Annotated in this window: 2 protein-coding genes; both read left to right on the top strand. The window is 37.4% G+C overall.

Going from position 1 to position 1,684, the window contains the following annotated elements:
- Positions 1 to 80: 80 nt before the first annotated feature.
- Positions 81 to 581: a hypothetical protein gene (locus KPL38_RS19145; RefSeq protein ID WP_216290728.1), complete on the top strand. Its 501-nt coding sequence runs from the start codon at positions 81 to 83 to the stop codon at positions 579 to 581.
- Positions 557 to 1,639, top strand: coding sequence for an IS3 family transposase (locus tag KPL38_RS19140; protein ID WP_216290727.1), 1,083 nt, complete (start codon positions 557 to 559; stop codon positions 1,637 to 1,639). Before KPL38_RS19145 ends, KPL38_RS19140 begins: the two co-directional genes overlap by 25 nt.
- The last annotated feature ends 45 nt before the right edge of the window (positions 1,640 to 1,684 follow it).

Here is a 1,684-nt window from a genome sequence, read left to right as displayed (position 1 = left end):
CCCTATGTGTTAAGATAGTTGTCGTAGAGAGAAATATAGTATACTATACTGTATAGGCTTTACGAGAGGAGCAATAAAACATGGTGAGTAAAATTGGCTATTCTGAAGAAGTAAGAAAAGAAGTACTAGCAAGAGTAACTGGTTCTGAAAAAGAAAGCATAACTAAAGTATCTCTAGATAAAAAGATAAATAAAGGTACAATTTATAAATGGATTAAAGACGCTGAGAGAAAAGAAGGAATAAAGATTTTAAGACTAAATGGGGATTGGACATCAGAGGAAAAGTTTCATATGGTTCTTGAGTCGGCTACTTTAAACGAGCAAGAGCTTAGTGAATATTGCCGGCGAAAAGGTACATATAAAGATGATATAAAGGTATGGAAATCACAATGCATGAATGCAAACAATGGCAGCATCGAAGATCCTAAAAAGTTAAAAGGTGAGCTAAAAGAAGAAAAGGATAAAGTCATAAAGATTCAAAAAGAGCTTAGGTTTAAAGAGAAAGCTTTAGCTGAAACCGCAGCACTACTAGTACTAAGAAAAAACGTTCATGCGATTTGGGGGGACCAAGAGGAAGACTAATCAGTGCCTCAGATCGCATTAAAGCTTTAGAACTGATTAATGAAGCTGTACATTCCGGTGCTAGGTTAAGACCATGCTGCTATGAAGTTGGAATATCGACTAGGACTTATGAGAGATGGTCACTAACTCCTGAATCAACGGAAGATAAACGCCCGCTAGCATGTAGGAAGCCTCCTAAGAATAAACTTAGTGATGAAGAAAGAGCCGAGATTATTCAGGTAATAAATAGTAATGACTATGCCGATTTAGTACCTGCACAAATAGTACCAAAGCTAGCTGATCAGGGAATTTATATTGCCTCGGAATCTACGATTCATAGAATACTTAGAGAAGAAAAACAAAACACTCATAGATTTAAGCCGAAGGCGCCCGTGAAAAGAGTTGCACCTACTCATATAGCAACCGCGCAAAACCAAGTTTGGACATGGGATATCACATGGCTTGATGGCTCTGTGAAAGGTCTATATTTTAAGCTATATCTAATACTAGATATGTTCAGCCGTATGATTGTTGGTTATGAAGTTTGGGAAACAGAGAATGCAGAATATGCCAAGATCCTTGTTAGCCGTGCGCTCCTTTCTCAAAAAATATTAGGTAAGCCTCTTATACTTCACTCCGATAATGGAAGTCCTATGAAGGCTGCAACGTTCCTTGCTACATTAGAGAAACTTGGGGTTCAGAGCTCATTTTCACGCCCCAGAGTAAGCAACGATAATCCATACTCAGAATCGTTATTTAAAACAATGAAGTATGTGCCCTCATTCCCTAACGGTGGATTTGTAAGTATTTCTGACGCGCGTGAGTGGGTAACGAAGTTTGTCTATTGGTACAACAATGTACATATGCATAGCGGTATCAAATATTTGACCCCATACCAGAGGCATTATAGCTTGGACAAAAACATTATGGAGAATAGAAAAAGAGTGTATGCAATGGCAAAAGAGAACCATCCTGAAAGGTGGAGTAGAGAAATTAGAAATTGGGATTTACCCAAATATGTGTCTTTGAATCCAATAAAAGAAGAAGAACTTCTCATTATAGAAAAGGCATCATCATAAAAAAATTAAATGTATAAATTGCGACAACTATGTTGACAAACTCCG

Source organism: Clostridium psychrophilum (assembly GCF_018861705.1).
Taxonomy (GTDB): Bacteria; Bacillota; Clostridia; order Clostridiales; family Clostridiaceae; genus Clostridium_AD; species Clostridium_AD psychrophilum.
The sequence above is the reverse complement of the archived record's forward strand: the minus strand, read 5'-3'. Positions and strand labels throughout refer to the sequence as shown.